Annotated in this window: 13 protein-coding genes and 2 pseudogenes; 4 read left to right on the top strand and 11 right to left on the bottom strand. The window is 58.2% G+C overall.

Translation table 11 applies throughout. The features are described 5' to 3' along the window. The first annotated feature begins 78 nt into the window (after window positions 1–78). From tnpA to tnpC, 3 genes and pseudogenes are all read left to right on the top strand, one after another. Window positions 79–489 (top strand): IS66-like element accessory protein TnpA, encoded by a 411-nt coding sequence (gene tnpA, locus B5E41_RS08410; protein ID WP_088392642.1) that lies wholly within the window; start codon window positions 79–81, stop codon window positions 487–489. Next, entirely contained in the window at window positions 486–833 is a 348-nt protein-coding gene (tnpB, locus tag B5E41_RS08405; RefSeq protein ID WP_003551791.1) for an IS66 family insertion sequence element accessory protein TnpB, read from the top strand. Before tnpA ends, tnpB begins: the two co-directional genes overlap by 4 nt. Window positions 834–878: 45 nt before the next feature. Further along, window positions 879–2,313 (top strand): annotated as a pseudogene (gene tnpC, locus B5E41_RS08400) (IS66 family transposase). 279 nt (window positions 2,314–2,592) lie between these two features. Here the strand turns inward: tnpC and B5E41_RS08395 are convergent. The 6 genes and pseudogenes from B5E41_RS08395 to B5E41_RS08370 form a co-directional block, all read right to left on the bottom strand. Next, window positions 2,593–3,642: a hypothetical protein gene (locus B5E41_RS08395; RefSeq protein ID WP_088392640.1), complete on the bottom strand. Its 1,050-nt coding sequence runs from the start codon at window positions 3,640–3,642 to the stop codon at window positions 2,593–2,595. After that, the gene (locus B5E41_RS08390) at window positions 3,639–5,513 is read right to left on the bottom strand and encodes an AAA family ATPase (RefSeq protein ID WP_176439353.1); all 1,875 of its coding nucleotides are present in this window, start codon (window positions 5,511–5,513) and stop codon (window positions 3,639–3,641) included. Before B5E41_RS08390 ends, B5E41_RS08395 begins: the two co-directional genes overlap by 4 nt. A 250-nt stretch (window positions 5,514–5,763) precedes the next feature. Beyond that, window positions 5,764–6,153: pseudogene (locus B5E41_RS32110) on the bottom strand (ATP-binding cassette domain-containing protein); the annotation flags it as partial. Window positions 6,154–6,217: 64 nt separating this feature from the next. Then, on the bottom strand, window positions 6,218–6,715 hold the full coding sequence (locus B5E41_RS08380; protein WP_088392636.1) for a hypothetical protein: 498 nt from the start codon (window positions 6,713–6,715) through the stop codon (window positions 6,218–6,220). A 1-nt stretch (window position 6,716) separates the two neighbouring features. Next, window positions 6,717–7,589 (bottom strand): PGN_0703 family putative restriction endonuclease, encoded by an 873-nt coding sequence (locus B5E41_RS08375; protein ID WP_088392634.1) that lies wholly within the window; start codon window positions 7,587–7,589, stop codon window positions 6,717–6,719. Between the two features lie 90 nt (window positions 7,590–7,679). Further along, on the bottom strand, window positions 7,680–8,405 hold the full coding sequence (locus B5E41_RS08370; RefSeq protein WP_088392632.1) for a DUF2726 domain-containing protein: 726 nt from the start codon (window positions 8,403–8,405) through the stop codon (window positions 7,680–7,682). Window positions 8,406–8,449: 44 nt separating this feature from the next. Here B5E41_RS08370 and B5E41_RS31215 point away from each other — a divergent pair, with 44 nt between their 5' ends. Further along, window positions 8,450–8,680 carry a hypothetical protein gene (locus B5E41_RS31215; protein WP_141098750.1) on the top strand — a complete coding sequence of 77 codons (231 nt, stop codon included), beginning with the start codon at window positions 8,450–8,452 and terminating at the stop codon, window positions 8,678–8,680. Window positions 8,681–8,701: 21 nt separating this feature from the next. On the opposite strand, the gene B5E41_RS08365 is transcribed toward B5E41_RS31215, so the two are convergent. From B5E41_RS08365 to B5E41_RS08345, 5 genes are all read right to left on the bottom strand, one after another. Next, window positions 8,702–9,460 (bottom strand): ABC transporter ATP-binding protein, encoded by a 759-nt coding sequence (locus B5E41_RS08365; RefSeq protein ID WP_088392698.1) that lies wholly within the window; start codon window positions 9,458–9,460, stop codon window positions 8,702–8,704. 47 nt (window positions 9,461–9,507) lie between these two features. Further along, complete coding sequence (locus B5E41_RS08360) at window positions 9,508–10,497, bottom strand: ABC transporter ATP-binding protein (RefSeq protein WP_088392630.1); 990 nt, start codon at window positions 10,495–10,497, stop codon at window positions 9,508–9,510. 1 nt (window position 10,498) lies between these two features. Beyond that, complete coding sequence (locus tag B5E41_RS08355) at window positions 10,499–11,356, bottom strand: ABC transporter permease (RefSeq protein ID WP_088392628.1); 858 nt, start codon at window positions 11,354–11,356, stop codon at window positions 10,499–10,501. Between the two features lie 3 nt (window positions 11,357–11,359). Beyond that, a complete protein-coding gene (locus B5E41_RS08350) occupies window positions 11,360–12,364 on the bottom strand; it encodes an ABC transporter permease (protein WP_088392626.1) in 1,005 nt (334 codons plus the stop codon). Between the two features lie 106 nt (window positions 12,365–12,470). Next, window positions 12,471–14,375, bottom strand: coding sequence for an ABC transporter substrate-binding protein (locus B5E41_RS08345; RefSeq protein WP_088392624.1), 1,905 nt, complete (start codon window positions 14,373–14,375; stop codon window positions 12,471–12,473). Window positions 14,376–14,396: the final 21 nt, after the last annotated feature.

The following is a 14,396-nucleotide window of genomic DNA, read 5'->3' as shown; positions in this document are numbered from 1 at the left end:
GTAAGCGCCCGGTGAGGACCGTCTTGCGAGGTTGAGACGAACATCGGAAGTCCTAGTGTAAACACTAGGAGTAGTCCTATGACGAAGCATCCGATTGAAGTGATCACGTCTGTCGAGCGCCGACGGCGTTGGTCTCGGGAAGACAAAGAGCGGCTTGTTGCGGCCTGTTTTGAGCCAGATGCGGTGCTTTCCGAGATTGCCCGTGCGGCCGGTATCCATGTCAGCCAGCTCTTCCGTTGGCGCAAGGAGCTTTGCCAAATCGAGGAGCCGAGGACGGAAACAGCGAGCACGTTGGTGCCGGTGGTCGTGTCCGAGGCCGCGCTTCCAGCCTCGCCTATTCCCTCGGGGCCACCCGCCCCATCGCAGTCCCGCCGGAAGCGCAGCGATGTGACGATTGAACTCGGTCGGGACCGTCGTATCCGCGTAGACAGCGACATCGATACCGAGGCGCTGGGCCGCATTCTCGATGTCGTGCTGGGGCGGAGATGATCCCGGTTCCGAGTGGTGTGAAGGTCTGGCTGGCGACAGGCCATACGGACATGCGCAAAGGCTTCCCCGGTCTATCGCTGATGGTGCAGGAGACGCTGAAGCGCGATCCGATGTGCGGACACCTGTTCGTGTTCCGCGGTCGCGGTGGTGGCCTGATCAAGGTCATCTGGCATGACGGCCAGGGAGCCTGCCTGTTTACGAAGAAGCTTGAACGCGGACGCTTCATCTGGCCGTCAGCCGCTGACGGCACGGTGGTGATCACACCGGCGCAGCTCGGTTATCTGCTCGAAGGCATAGACTGGCGGATGCCGCAAAAGACCTGGCGACCGACATCGGCAGGATGAGCAAAAGCACTGGAATGGCGGACTCGAATATGATTCCATCCTGCCATGAGCGACGCGACTGATGAGCTTCCGGACGACCTTGCCAGTGCGCTTGCACTGCTGGCCGAGGAGCGTGCCCGGCGTATCGCTGCCGAGGCAGAAGCAGCGACCGCCAAGGCGCAAGCCGCCAGCGCAAAGGCGCTCGTGTCGCATTCCGAAGCGCTGATCGCGCGGTTGAAGCTGGAGATCGAGAAGGTTCGCCGTGAACTTTACGGCAGCCGGTCCGAGCGCAAGGCGCGACTTCTCGAGCAGATGGAACTGCAACTCGAGGAACTCGAAGCCGACGCGGGTGAAGACGAGCTGGCGGCGGAGATTGCTGCCAAGGCCTCTACAGTCCGGACGTTCGAGCGAAAGCGTCCATCACGGAAGCCGTTTCCCGAACACCTGCCGCGCGAACGCATCGTCATCGCCGCTCCGACGAGTTGCCGCTGCTGCGGTTCCGCCAGGCTGTCGAAGCTCGGCGAGGAAATCACCGAGACGCTGGAGGTGATCCCGCGCCAGTGGAAAGTCATCCAGACTGTGCGGGAGAAGTTCTCCTGCCGCGAATGCGAGAAGATCACTCAGCCGCCCGCACCTTTCCACGTGACGCCGCGCGGTTTTGCCGGGCCGAACCTGCTGGCGATGATCCTGTTTGAGAAGTTCGCCCAGCATCAACCGCTGAACCGCCAGAGCGAGCGCTATGGCCGAGAGGGGATCGACCTCAGCCTATCGACACTGGCCGACCAGGTCGGTGCTTGCGCGGCGGCGCTGAAGCCCATTCATTCGTTGATCGAGGCGCATGTTCTGGCCGCCGAGCGGCTGCATGGCGACGACACCACCGTGCCGATCCTGGCGAAAGGCAAAACCGACACGGGCCGCATCTGGACCTATGTCCGGGATGACAGACCCTTCGGCGGGCAATCACCACCCGCAGCTCTCTACTATGCGTCGCGGGACCGGCGGCAGGAGCATCCCGAGCGCCACCTGAAGACCTTCACCGGCATTCTGCAAGCGGATGCTTATGGCGGCTACAATCCCCTGTTCAAGGGTGACCGCGATCCCGATCCGCTGACGCAGGCACTGTGCTGGGCGCACTCACGCCGCAAGTTCTTCGTGCTTGCTGACATTGCCACCAATGCCAAACGCGGCAGCCGTGCCATGCCGATCTCGCCGATGGCACTGGAGGCTGGGGAGAATTTGCCTGACGAACAATGTAGCCGAGCGGGCGCTGCGAGGCTTTGCTCTCGGAAGGAAGTCATGGCTCTTCGCCGGATCGGATCGTGGTGCTGATCGCGCAGCCTTCATGGCGACGCTGATCATGAGCGCAAAGCTCAACGACATCGATCCGCAAGCCTGGCTTGCTGATGTCCTCGCCAACATCGCTGACACGCCGACGAGCAAACTGGAACAATTGCTTCCGTGGAACTGGACGCCGACTACGCTGGATGCTCAAGCGGCCTGACCTGCGTCCTTCACCGGATGCTTACTCGCCATCAGAGGATGATGGCTGAGCAGCTTCCGTACTGGAAGGCGACTGCTGTCTCGGCTGGACTTGGCATCGGCTTCGTGCCGCAATGGACGCGAGATCTGCCCATCCGCGGCCTCGTTCTCAGAGGCGGGGTTCGATTTGAAAACCGACCTTGATCTCCGGTTGAACAAGGGAGGATCCAGCCGCCTCACTCGGCTTTATCATCGATATCTCACAATCGTTCGTGCGACCGGGAGGTAGGTATTTCCCTTCTCAAAGGACGCTTATCACGTCCGTCTCAAAAGCTGCTCCTGCAGCTCCCACAGCTAAGAACAGTTCATGTTTGACCCCTACGGTGCCAAATTCGATGCCGTCGTCGTTCTGCCAAAAGAGCAAACGGAGCGCTGAATGCCCTTTTGTCAGATGAACTCTCCATCCGCGAGAACCATCGAAACCGCGCATCTCCTGATGCGGCCTCCCAAACGGCTTGATTTTTCGATTGCACATTCCCGCTACAATCTGAGCGCAGACGGTCCGGCAGACCGAGGCGTGGTTTCCATCCCTCCACGCTTCGCATTCCTTTAAGTCCCCAATAAATTCAGGGCCAATCTTAAACGGCTTGAGAACTCCGTGAGGATTTAGTGCCTTGGCAGCCAATGCAATTGCGAAGTGGATGTCCTCAGAAGTCTCGGCTACAAGCCATATCTCTGCTGCGGCTTCTGGTGATGCTAAATCCAAGAGGTTTGTAACCGAAGGTACGTTAACCACGAGAGGTGAGGCAGACTCGCGCGTGTCCGAGTAGCTCCGAACCGCATCGACGACTGTCGATATATCGTAGCTTGCAAAGCCATTTCCAACGAAACCGGAACCAAAGCTCCAACTATGGCCCGCGCTTCGCATCAATCCGACCGAACACATGATCCTTTGAGTTTCAGATACCATGTTGGACGGGCTCAAATTTCCTGGAAATTCTGGTGTGGCGCAGAAATTGGACGTGGAATCCGCTTCATAAGGCATAACTTCACTGGATTTGCCAGCTCGATCGAAAATCACCTGATAGCTTCGGAGAAGGTCATCAGGAGTATAAAATCTCTGCAGTTCCATAACTTCGATAAATTGGCGAAATTCGTCATATCCGGCGCCAAGATTATTTGCCCAAAGCAAATCCTCAGCATCCTGAGAAATCACCGGGTCAATTGGCAGTGAGGGAGATGTCAATCCGGCAAAATGCCCCACGCGGTCGACCAATTGCTGTGCAGCCTCTGGCTCTATTGCATATCCGGGTATCGCTAACAGCGCGGTATCAATATATAAACGTTTCAAGATTTGCCCTCGGCACGAGCGCGTCGCTTCGACGAGGCAGCTTTCAAAATCCTTCCCACGTCCCTTTGTGATTGCTCAAAAAAGTCCTTTGGCCAGTTAGTAACTGCTCCGTATTCGGTAAGCTCAACTGGTGTGAAGGTCGTCTTGCCGCCGCGCTTTTCAGAAAACAGAATGCTTATCATTTCACGAGCATCGTCATCTTCCGCCAAGGCGATCCTGAGGCGTAGTCGGTCGATCAGATACTCGCTGTGGGTTTCAAGCACCAGCTGCTTGCCATCAAGCGCGAGGGCAACAAAAAAGTCAGCCAGTCGTGCCTGTACCTTGGGATGCAGGTGAAGCTCAGGTTGCTCGAAGATTAGAAGTGTTCCCGGCTGCGCCATTAAAGCGTTGACTACAATTGGCAACACCTGACTCACGCCCACTCCGACGTTCGTTAAGTGATGCATCGCTCCTTCCGCTTCCGTCGAAACGCGCAGTTCGTTGCCGAACACCCCGGTATCGATGGCGCGGACCTCCACAGCAACGCCCATATATTTAAGCCACTTAGTAACGGCGTCTCGAAGTGGACCATATTCCGACTCAGCCGTAGCGATATAATCAATATCCATGCCTTCGGGCGGAGGTAGATGATATAAGATAACTGATCCGGCGTTAGTCTCAAGGACTGCAGCCGTATGCTCCCCTCTGTAACCAACATCCGTGGGATTTTCTAATGCCTCCACGGGGTACACCGCCCGCGGAGCGTCTCGAAGCGGACCAAGATACCGCACGCCCTGAGTAAAGAAATCGCGTATATATTCTGTGGCATTTCTAATAGTTCGAGGTTGTTCGATCTCTAGACTTGGATTTGGCTGTAGGTGAGGAAGCATTGACGACAGGAGTTGCTCACGCAACCGTACAGCTTCTTGTGCGTCGTCTGAATCATTGATCGAGCTCAGCAATCCTTTTGGACGGAAATGCCGCTGCAGAACCTCTCTTGCTTGCTTTGCAGTGATCTCCTGAGCCTGCTGTGTAAGCCCTACCAATTGCTTGTTTAGGAGCCATTTGTTGATTACGTCGACCGCGTCTCTGGGCAGGGGATAATCCGTCACATCAACCCCGGCTACACTACCAAGAAGCGTATTGCCTTGTCTCGAAGTCAAATAGTCCGCGACCTTCGTGATTAGCAGCTTTGCCGCATCGAACTGTACGACTGTCCAACTCGGCAGAAAATGCTGAACCGCTCCCCCAATGATATGAGGATCGGGCTTATCGGTTGTGATCTCATTATAACTCGCATCATCTATTGCCACCTCGAACTGATTTAGGACAGTAGGTGCGACGGAGATATCGTGAGTGACGCGTCGCGACAGTCGTACGAAATTGTGACCTTGCTCTTGTTGTCCAGATTGTGCCTTCAGGTCGATTGCCATTGAAACGAGTAGAGGCTTTGACCGCTTAGAGCTTTGCTCCTCTGGACTTGCGTCGAGATAAGTGCCAGATGATGAATCTGCAAAAGTGACGCTTAAATCTAGATGTCTCCATGGGTTACCACGATAGGCGAGACCTTCTAATGTCGTACTTCTACTGGCAAACTGATTTACGCGTTCGTGCTCGCCGAACTCCACTTTAAACCCAAACTCAATGAACGGATCTGTGGAACCTCGATGTTTTACATCATCCAGATCGCCCAATCTTAGAATCGGTCCGTTTAACGCAAGTGCCCGGCTGCGAGCGGCATATTGCAGTGTTTGCTTCAACAACAGGATGCTTTGGATAACGCTACTTTTCCCGCTGCTGTTTGCGCCCGCGATAACATTGATTTTTGCCAGCCTTAAAATGTTTGGTTGGGCAAGCGATTTAAAATTCTTAACGCGCCATTCTTTTATCATGCTGGCAGTCTCCATACTCTCACAGATCGAGTATCGCAAAATCTGATGGATCAAAAGTTACTAGAGTTGCCAGCTAGTCGGAACTCTCGTTTTGACTTTCCGAATTTCCGTTTACCGGTTACCGCTGGCACCATTGAACCCGCCCTAATCAAGAGTCGCTGTGAGGTCGATGAGAGTTGGAAGCATGCTCAAGGTCGACCCTTTCCCAGTCGTCCACCGAAAAGGATCACGCTGGGTCTCCCCACACCACTCACCCAATCGCCCCAAACTCCGCCGCCAGCACCGCATCCTTCAACGCCCGCGAATAGGCATGCTGCGGATCATCCAACACCGCGCCCGCCCCCGTTCAACAAGATCAACTTTGCGCAGATGATAATGTTATCGCTGACGTAATAGGCGGTCGCGAGATCATCCGTGACGGAGATGATTGAAAGCCCCAGTTCGATTTTCAGCCGGCCGAAGAGGTTGACGATGGCGCAGCGACGCGTCGACCATTGAGATCGGTTCGTCGGCCACAGCAGGCGCGGTTGTGGATCAGCGTGGGGGCGATGGCGATGCGCTGCAACTGGGCGCCGGAGAGTTCGTGGGGAAAAACGGCCTTCCCCTCCTCGAGGGTGAGGCCGACATACGCCGGGGCTGCGTGTCTGCTTACTATGCTCTTTCGAAGGTCAGGAAAGAACCAAGCCGTAATTGCTGGCTAAGCGTCATTCGAGATCAGCCAGATCACTCCACCTTATTCTCAAGAGAGGTTCAGCCGTTTTAGGGAGCTTCGAGCGATCGACCATCCGGGATGAGACTTCAAAGTCCGCATTGATCTTCACGACGAGTAGTTTGCTGAAATTGCCTGACATCTTTACGGTAAGCTCGTCGTTGGACTTGAATGGCGTAATGGTTTTGATTTCAATGTGATCGTTGCCAAGCCTACCATCGGCGCCTTGCGCGTAATTCTTGTTCAGTTTTATTCCGTGGGTAATGGCGCCGAAGAGTTCCCCAATGTCTCCGTATGCGTTGAGATGCCGGCCCGTCTCAAGGTGGTAGCTTTGTGCCAGCGACAAGAGTTCCTGAAAATAAGGAATCAAAGATCTGTCCGCATTGGGATATTTCACTCGCCACTCCTGGTATAGGAGTTGGTCTTCCACGTCAGACCAAGAAACCCATTCGCCGTCGTCATAGAAGGCTCGATCCCATATATCAGTATCCATTTCAAACCTCTTGGAAAACCGATCTTCGTAAGGCGGCCATTGCGATCTTTCGATCGATCCATGCAGAAAGGTCGTTCCAAAGTTCTTGGTCGAGGCCGACGTGACAAGCGATCGCAATGATCTGCTGGTAGGAAATGGGTGTGACGGCAGCCCTGCCACCGAGACCAGAATCGATCAGGCCTCGCTTCGCTTTGCGGGCCGTCGGAAAACTGGGATGATCGGCAAAGGCTGCGAGGGCGGCCGCTTGAAGGCCGTACTGTCTACTAAACGCTGCCGCCAGCACGGCGTTGCGCATCCACTGATAGGCATCAGTCTTAAATGGGCAGGGCGTGTGGTCGACAGCCGCATCAAGCGCGAAGACCTCTGGAATGTATTCCCAGTAACGAATGCCTTTGCCTGTGAGAGCGCAGCGGGCGCGCAAGCCATTGCCCGGGTTGATCTGTTCGATATAGCTTCCGTTGCATTGGCGCTCGCCCGAGCGCAACAAGGCCGTTTGGCTACATTGTCCGCCGGGTTCGGTGAATTTGCACTCGATGACGAGCGCAGCCTTCGAGCCGACGGCGAGGGCATCGACTTGCGTAGGCCTTGGTTCTCCCAAAAGCCGATGACTATCTGTCCACTCGAGTGTTATCGCCCATGGACCGCCCGGTGCTACGCCAATTGTTGAAGCGATGGCGTCGAAGATGCGGTCGCGATCTGTGCTCATCTTTATCGTGCCGAACACGTCGATTGCGATGGCTTGTGACGAATGTGCCTTATGAGCCTGAATTCGATTGGTTCGGTCGCGATGCCAGGGGAAAGTCTCCCACTCCTCAATGGCTCCGTGGCTGGCCGGAAACAGATTTTCGCGAACGGCCTGGAAATCGGAGATCATCCCGTTTGCGCCTCCACACCATCAAGACGAGGAGATGGTTCCTTCCGTTGGAAGCGACTCGGCCGTGCAGGCATGAGTAACGGAAGCGCGTTAGCTGGCAATCGGTTTATCCACCAGCTTTTCGACCAATCGCCTGAGTTCCGATGGGGTGGTGTGGCCAGCCACCACCTCGTGATAGCCGACCCCGGCGCGTCGCAGCGCCTCCTTCTTTACCGCGTCGCGTGCGGCTGCGGTGCCTTGATGGTGTCCTCCGCCCTGGTACTCGATGACATGTCGCGGTCGGCAATTGCTGTCTACGAGCAGCAAGTCGACTCGCTTAGAGTTGATGCAACTGTAGGCGTCCGCATCGGCGCTTCGGAGGATTTCGCCCAACGAAACCTGCGCCATCACCTGCCAGGAAGAATTGCAACCGATCACCATGCTGTCGAGCTCCCGAAACACTCGAGCTTCGCTCTTGTTCAGCAACGGCTGAATAGTGAACTGCGAACGCATCACGATACGCATTTGGTCGGCGGCATCGACTGGTCTCAATGACTCCGGAGCTGGCATCTGACGCCAAGGTCCCAATAAGATGCGCTCATTGCTGCGCCTTTCCTCGGAGCGTGATCTGTTTCTCTCCTGCCACGCCTGTTTTCTCATCACGGCTAAGAGCTGCTCGACGGCCATGCCGATGGCGAAGCCGAAAAACAGTGCTACGATCAGCAGTTCTGGCTTATCGAAGTCCGCAACAGTTATCTCGCCCGACGCGCCTACTGCGGTAGCTCCGATGATCAGCCAAGGCGCCGCGAACAGCATCGACCTTTGGCGATAGTGCATGCCCCTCTCCAAATTTCCCGCCAGGATAGTAGAGCGCGTGGAGCATGCGCGAAAGTCACTTAAAAGAATTAGGCCCTCAGGCGACCGCGCTAGAAGCCATCGCATTCGAAGGCCTAATCGGACGGTTCGAATCCTTTCAAGGCGGCTTTTTCATCTCTTCAAACACCAGCCAGACTGTGCAGCTGCTGACGAGCGCCAGCGGCTTGTTGATCGCTGTCTTTACAGATTTGAGCGGATGGGAGCCCCGTCGTCAGCCGGGAAGAAATAACGCCTGATGATAGATGCAGTCTGCAATCCTACGCCGTCTCACCAAACTCCGCTGCCAACACCGCATCCTTCAGCGCCCTTGAATACTCATGCTGCGGATCGTCCAACACCGCCCGCGCCCGCCCCCTTTCGACAATCTCACCCTTGCGCATGATGATAATATTGTCGCTGACATAATAAGCCGTCGCCAGATCATGCGTGATGTAGATGATCGAAAGCCCCAGCTCGTTCTTCAGCCGGCCGAAGAGGTTGACGATTGCCATGCGCAGCGAGGCGTCGACCATGGAGACCGGCTCGTCGGCCACCAGCAGGCGCGGCTCGGGGATCAGCGCGCGGGCGATGGCGACGCGCTGCAGCTGGCCGCCGGAGAGTTCGTGGGGGAAGCGGCCCTTCACCTCTTCCAGCGTCAGGCCGACGTGATGGAGGGCGGTATCGGCCATCTTCTCCACCTCCCGCCGGTCCGGCCGGTTGCCGGAGGCGGAGAAATTGCGGGCGGTCTCGAAGAGGTAGCGGTCCACCCGCTTCAGCGGATTGAAGGCTTCGAAGGGGTTCTGCAGCACCGGCTGCACCTCCTTCATGAAGGCCGTGCGTTCGGCCCGGCTGTTGTTGGCGACGGTCTTGCCGGCAAATTGCAGCTCGCCTTCGGTCGGCTCGGCCTGGCCGAGGATCATCGCCGCCACCGTCGATTTGCCCGAGCCGGATTCGCCGACGATCGAGAGGATCTCCGGCTCGTCGCCGATCTCGAAGCTGACATCTTTGACGGCGGTGATCAGCCGCCGGCCGAGCATGCCGCCCTGGCGGTAGATTTTCGTCACATGCGAGAGGCTAAGCAGAGTCACACCTGATCCCCCGTAACCGCAAAACACGCCACCCGCCGCTCCGGCGCGACGGTGACCATGGGCGGAACTTTCTGTGAGCAAATCTCCATGCGCTTCGGGCAGCGCGGGTGGAAGCGGCAGCCCTCCGGCGGCATGGCGAGGTTCGGCGGCCGTCCCTCCAGCGAGGGCCGGGTGGTGGGGTCGCCGATCTTCGGCAGGCTGCCGACGAGATGCTGCGTATAGGGGTGGAGCGGCGCGCTGAAGAGCTTGGCCGTCGGCGCCTCCTCGACCAGCCGGCCGGCATAGACGATGCCGATGCGGTCGGAGACGGTCGCATGCACACCCATGTCATGGGTGACGAACAGGAAGGACGAGCCCATCTCGCGCTGGATGTCGCGGATCATCGACAGCACATCGCGCTGCACGATGACGTCGAGCGCGGTCGTCGGCTCGTCGGCGATGATGAATTCCGGCGTCAGGATGGTGGCGAGCGCAATGGTCATGCGCTGGCGCATGCCGCCGGAGAGTTCGTGCGGATAGGCGTCGAGCAGCTGCGGATCGAGCTTCAGCCGCTGCAGGTGGTTGGCGACCTTTTCGAAAAAGACTGATTTGCTCACCTTCATGTGGCGGAAGGCGAAATCGGTGAAGGAATGGCGGATCCGGCGCACCGGATTGAGCACATTCATCGAGCCCTGCATGATATAGGAGAGATGCTTCCAGCGCAGCGCCACGCGCTCCTCCGGCGTCATCGCATAGAGATCCTGGGTGCCGCCGCCGAAGTGGAATTTGACGCTGCCGGAGACGACCCGGAGCGGCGGCCGGATGGCGCCGGCGATGGTCTTGATCAGCGTCGTCTTGCCGCTGCTCGATTCACCGGCGACGCCATAGACCTCGCCGCGGCGGATCGTCAGGCTGATGTCGTCGACGGCCCGCACCTCGCGATCGACGCCATAGAGGAAGGCGCGGTAATAGGCTTTCAGGTTTTCGATTTCGACCAAAGGCTGCATGCTAACTTCCCATCCGGTTCAGCCGGCTGCGCGGATCATTATATTCGTTCATCGACATGGACAGCAGGAAGAGCGCCAGGAAGAGAATGACGATGACGGCGACGGGGGCGGCGACCCACCACCAGATGCCCGAGATCAGCGCCGAATGCGCATTGGCCCAGTAGATCATCATGCCCATGGTCGGCGTCTCGATGTCGGTGAAACCGAGCACCGAAAGGGTGATCTCCATGCCGATTGACCAGATCATGTTGTTCATCGTCGTCGCGAAGACGATCGGCAGCACATAGGGCAGGTGCTCCTCGACGAGGATCTTGCGCATGGTCATGCCGGAATAGACGCTCTGGGTGGTAAACGGCCGGCTCTTCAGGCCGAGCGCGACCGAGCGGATCAGGCGCGCGTCATAAGACCAGCCGAGCGAGGCCATGATGACGATCAGCACGGCCCAGGTCATATTGTCCTTCAGCACGAAGTAAAACAGGATCAGCAGCGGAAATTGCGGGATGACCATGACGCTGTCGTTGATCGCCATCAGCACCCGGTCGACCGCCCCGCCGGCATAACCGGCCACCAGCCCGACAACAAGCGAGATGATGCGCGAGAGAAAGGCGACGCCGATGCCGAAGAACAGGGTGTTGCGAAGCGCAATCGTCAGCTGCCAGAACACGTCCTGGCCGCGCGAGGTGGTGCCGAGCCAGTATTCACTACCCGGCGGCATGTCGGGCGGCAGGAGATAGATGTCGGTCGCGCCATAGGGCGAGAAATAGGAGAGGATGACGGCGGCGACGATGACGGCAAAGAGCAGCAGGCCGCAGAGGAATTCCGTATTCTGGCGCGCGAGGTCGCGGATGATCGTAAACATGGCCTATTCCACCTTGATGCGCGGATCGATCAGCGGGCTGAGCACGTCGATGATGAAGACAGCGGCGGCAACGCCGACGATCGACAAGGCGCCGAGGCCGAGCACCAGGCTGTAGTCGCCGGCATGCACCGCCGAGATCAGAAGGTTGCCGATGCCGGGATAACCGAAGACGATTTCGGTGATGACGGTGCCGTTGAAGATCGCGCCGAGCGACATGGCAAGCCCGGTGAATTGCGGCACCATGGCGTTGCGGGCGATGTAGGAGCGCAGGATCTTTCCCTTCGGCACGCCGCCGAGCTCGGCGAAGACGACGTAATCGTCGGTGATGATGTTGGAAACCAGCGCCCGCATGCCGATCAGCCAGCTGCCGGCGCCGACCAGGATCAGCGACAAGGCGGGCAGGATCGAATGTTTGAGGATATCGAGGACCAGGGCGAAGGAAAGGTTGAGATTGGCGTTCATCTCGTAGCCGCCATTGATCGGCAGCACCGGCCAGATGTAGCCGAAGACGATGAGCAGCACGAAGGCGAGGATATAATAAGGAATGGGCAGCAGGGCGATGAAGACGAGGCTGACGGCCTTCAGCACCGTGGCCTTCCGGTAATAGCCGGCGAGCGCGCCGATCGCGTTGCCGAGCACGAAGGTGATCAGCGTCGACACCGTCATCAGCCCGATCGTCCAGGGCAGTGAGCGCAGAATGATGGTGGTGACAGGCGTCGGGAAGGCCGAAAGCGAGGGACCGAGATCGCCGGTCGCCAGCCGCAGCCAGAAATGCAGATATTGCTGCCAGATCGAACCCTGCATGCCGTAGAGCTCACGCAGCGACTGGCGCATCAGCTCGATCGCGTTCGGATCGGACTGACCCATCTGCGTGATGGCGCCTATGCTTTCTTCGACCGGATCGATCGGGGTCAGGTGGGTGACGAAGAAGGTGATCGTCACGCCGAGAAAAACGACGAGCAGAAACTGACCGAACCGTTTCAGGACAAAGATCAGATAGGGCGTCATAAGGCAGTGGTTCCTCTCTGGTTCCCTTTCACCGAAGGAAAGGATCGGCGGGCATCGCCCGCCGATAAGGGGCCGGCGCGATGGCTACGCGCCGGCGTTGGGAGGATTATTTCGCTTGGGCCGGCTTCAGCTTGACCATCATCAGCCTGGAGTTTGCCCAGTTCGGCACCGGATCGGTATAGGGATCCTTGATCGTCGGGTAGCCGGTCCAATAGGTCGTATCCATCGAGGTGAAGACGTTATAGGACATCAGCGGGATCGTCGGCATTTCACGGGCGACGAGCTTCAGATAATCCTTGCCGAGCTCGAGGCCCTTCGGATCGTCGGCGCTGATGCCGCGGATGCTCTCGATGATCTTGTCGAGCTCCGGATTGGACCAGCGCTGCCAGTTGCGCGGCGGCTGAACGTCGCCCTTCTTGGCCACGAACTGCGAGTGCCAGCTGTCCAGGAAGAACGACAGGTCGGGATCGCCGCCCCAGGTCTCGACGCTCCAGGCGATCGCCACCTGGAAATCGCCGGGCTGAAGCGCCACCTGCCACAGTTTCTCGGTGGGCACGGCTTTGGCGTCGATGCCGAAGGCGGCCCATTGCTGGGCGATCAGCGTGCCGGCCCGGGTGAAGACGGAGCGCGTGTCGCCCTCAACCGTCATCCGGATCTTGAACGGCTGACCGTCCGGGGTCATCCATTTGCCGCCGGATTTCTTGAAGCCGGCCTTCTCAAGCAGTTCACCGGCTGCTTTCGGATTCGGCTTCCACCAGCCATAGCCGAAGGCATTGCTGATTGCCTGCGGGTCGGACGGGATCTGGTCCTTGAACTTCGGCTGCTTGCGCAGGAGATCGGCGATTTGCTGTCCGACCGTCGGATCATAAGGCTTGATCTTGCTCTTGCCGGTATCGATCTCGAAATTCTTCAGCCAATCCTGCATCGGCTCCTGGTAATCCTTCATCGTCGCCGCCGTCGGCGGCACGCCGAGCGCGGAGAGCGTCGCCGTCCCGCGGTAGCTCGCCATGTCGACGGCCTTGATGTCGATCAGGAGGGCCAGTGCCCAGCGCACATCGGCATTGTCGAAGGGCGCTTCCTGGGTATTGAAGATCACCGCCGGCAGCGTCGGATCCGGATGGGCGAAGGGGAAGCCCGGGAACCAGGTATCGACGGTCTTCGACTTCTCCTTGAGGGTGAACATGCCCTCCGGGGTGTTGTCGTGGATGATATCGAGATTGTGCTCGAGCTGGGCGATGGTGCGTTTATCCGGCGGGCCGGGATCGGTATAGGTCACATATTTCGGGGCCGGCTCGCCGAAGCGGGCAAGCGAGGTGCGCTGCCAGTCGTCGCGCTTCTCCCAGGTATACCATTTGCCCTGCGGGTCGTAGGCCTTGAGTTTATAGGCGCCGAGCGAGACAGGGTTGGCGAAATCATAGCGCAGCGGATCGGCCACCTTCTCGAACACGTGCTTGGGCATGATCCAGGCGCCGTTCCAGCGCACGGTGAAGATGGAATGGAAACGCGCATTCGGCTTCTTCAGCTTGAACACCACCGTATAGGGATCAGTCGCCTCGACGCTTGCCACCTGCACCGAGAAGGCCGCACTCCAGATCATGCCGGGGTGGTCCATCTGGGTCTTGACGGTATAGACCACGTCGTCGGCGGTGAACTCGACGCCGTCGCTCCAGAAGAGCCCCTTGCGCAGTTTCACGGTCATCTCGGTGAAGTCGGCATTATATTGCGGCTTGTCGGCGGCGAGCGAATTGTCCCAGGTTGCGCCGCCAAGCCCTTGTTCGGGGTCGATATACCAGAGCGTATCCATGGTCAGCTGCTGCAGGCCGGTGGAAACACCGCCGCCGCCATTGACCCAGATGTTGAACCAGCCGGGATTTTTGATCGTCCCTTCCGGATTTTCAACGATGAGCGTCTCCTTGCGCGGCAAGGAGGTGTAGTCTTCGGCGGTGGCCAGACCGGTCAGACCGAGCGTGGCCAGCACGAAGCCGAATGCAAACCTCTTCCACTTTTGCATGAACTCCTCCCTTGTAAGCGA

Origin of the sequence: Rhizobium esperanzae, assembly GCF_002204185.1 — a bacterium.
Taxonomy (GTDB): Bacteria; Pseudomonadota; Alphaproteobacteria; order Rhizobiales; family Rhizobiaceae; genus Rhizobium; species Rhizobium esperanzae.
This window is presented reverse-complemented; position numbering and strand designations above follow the sequence as displayed.